This is a genomic window from Thermomonas hydrothermalis, assembly GCF_900129205.1.
GTDB classification, from domain to species: Bacteria; Pseudomonadota; Gammaproteobacteria; order Xanthomonadales; family Xanthomonadaceae; genus Thermomonas; species Thermomonas hydrothermalis.
Map to the genome: position 1 here is coordinate 1 of NZ_FQUK01000081.1, position 1,584 is coordinate 1,584.

Sequence of the window (1,584 nt, forward strand, 5' to 3'; positions counted from 1 at the left end):
GCATCCCACGCCCTCCACTATGGCTGAGGTCGATATCGCAAACAGAGGGCTTGAAAGCAAGCTCTGGCGCGGGAGAATTTCAACAAGCTGCTAGCCACCACCATGGTCATGCCTGGCATTGCACCCTCCGTGCGCGGTGACCTTTGGACTTTTCCCGTGCCTGCATGGGGAACGAGCATAGCGCGACGGCGGGCCAATGCCCGCCGTCTCGCTGTCCCGCCGGAGGGCTACCGGGTCAGAAGTTGTAGCGCACCGAGAGGTACCAGTTGCGAGGCAGCCCGTAATAGGCTGTCTGGATATTGGCCACGCTGGAGAACTCCTGGCCATCGATCATGTAATGCTCATCGGTGAGGTTGCGCACGCCCATCCGCACCTGCCAGGTGTCTTGCGGCGAATCCCATACACCGTAGAGACCGACCACGCTGTAGTAGTCCTGCTTGAGCACATCACGGTTATCAACCGACAGCCAAGTGGTTGCGCGATACGAGAGATCGCCGCCAAATGCCAGACGGGAGCCATTGGCAAGATCAAACCCGCGCTGTACGGCCACTCGTGCTGTGAACCTGGGCGAAAACGGAACATGGGCATGGCTGATCGTGGGGTCATAGCCCGGGAAGCTGGGATCAAGCCGGAAATCGTCGAAACGATCGTATTTGGCGTCCAGCCAGCTCATCTGCCCCATCAACGTGACGTGATCGCCAATCAGGGCGCTGCCCTCCAGTTCCAGACCACGAATGCTCAACGCCGCGGCATTGAGGACCGGGAACGTGTTGACGTCCTGCGAGACGCGCGCCTGGAAATCCTTGTAGTGGCTGCTGAAGGCGGCGATTGCGCCGCGCAGGCGATGGTCGGACGATTCCAGCTTCAACCCGGTCTCGTACGTCCAGACATATTCCGGGTCGTACTTGGCATGCGCCACGTCGTAGGCGGTGTTGGCGCGGCCATTGAACCCACCCGACTTGAAGCCGCGATTGGCAGAGACGTACCACATCAAGGTGTCGCCAAGCTTTTTCTGCAGGCTGAATGACGGGGTCACGGCAGTCCATGTGGCACTCGTGGTCGGGAACGGCACGGTGCCATTGAGACCGGTGAACGGTGCACCCCAGAACGTACTGGTGGTACGCCAGGATGCCAAAGGCCGCAAGACCGGAACCCAAAGCCTGGTGTACGTGATCGAGGAGGCATCCGCCGAAACCGGCGGTCACGTGCTGGTGGTCAAGGCGACGCGAAGCGGTGACGCGCTATGGATCACCAGTTTCAGGCGCTTGTCCCGCGATGCCGCGGCGCGGGACGCTGAGGTGTCCAGAGTGTTGCGCGGAGCACGAAGAAAATGAGGCAGCGCCTGGGCTGCCTCGCGGGTGTTGCGCGACGGGCTCCCCTGACCGCCGACAGAACCTTTGGGCCCCAGGCCTGCCCTCACCAGATGGCGGGAGACTTTGCCGCAACACCTTGGGTGAAGGATAGCACATGATCCGCATCGAAATCGACGACTGTATGAGTCCACCACCTTTGGCACTCGGGTTGGTGCTGGAGCAGGAAGTGTAGCGGGGGTCGCTGGCCGAGGGCGTGGTGGGGGCGCTCGGC

General features: G+C 61.7%; 2 protein-coding genes. One reads left to right on the forward strand and one right to left on the reverse strand.

Going from position 1 to position 1,584, the window contains the following annotated elements:
- Positions 1–235 precede the first annotated feature (235 nt).
- Positions 236–1,072: a TonB-dependent receptor domain-containing protein gene (locus tag BUA29_RS11845; RefSeq protein ID WP_281247915.1), complete on the reverse strand. Its 837-nt coding sequence runs from the start codon at positions 1,070–1,072 to the stop codon at positions 236–238.
- Between the two features lie 16 nt (positions 1,073–1,088).
- Here BUA29_RS11845 and BUA29_RS12165 point away from each other — a divergent pair, with 16 nt between their 5' ends.
- Entirely contained in the window at positions 1,089–1,334 is a 246-nt protein-coding gene (locus tag BUA29_RS12165) for a hypothetical protein (RefSeq protein ID WP_143148948.1), read from the forward strand.
- The last annotated feature ends 250 nt before the right edge of the window (positions 1,335–1,584 follow it).